The following is a 247-nucleotide window of genomic DNA, read 5'->3' on the forward strand; positions in this document are numbered from 1 at the left end:
GTGATAGCAGGGGTAGCATCACACACATCGCTAGCTGAAGGAGAAGCAACTGCAGGAATATTATCACACGTTACAGTAACATCTGCAGGAACTCCGGATAATGTAGGAGCACTAGCGTCAGAAACGGTGATTTTCTGAGATTGAGAAGAACTATTTCCGGCCGCATCTGTTGCGGTCCAGGTTCTTGTAATCTCGTAGTTATAAAAAGAAGCTTGATCAGGATCGGTTCCTTTAGTACTAGTTTCAG

1 protein-coding gene is annotated in these 247 nt (G+C 44.5%); it reads right to left on the reverse strand.

Annotated elements, in window-relative coordinates; genetic code table 11:
- Positions 1 to 247, reverse strand: a 247-nt coding sequence (locus ACNKXV_RS14945; protein WP_417908473.1) for a hypothetical protein, incomplete at both ends; no start/stop codon positions are given.

This window comes from Christiangramia aquimixticola, from assembly GCF_048285835.1.
Classification (GTDB): domain Bacteria; phylum Bacteroidota; class Bacteroidia; order Flavobacteriales; family Flavobacteriaceae; genus Christiangramia; species Christiangramia aquimixticola.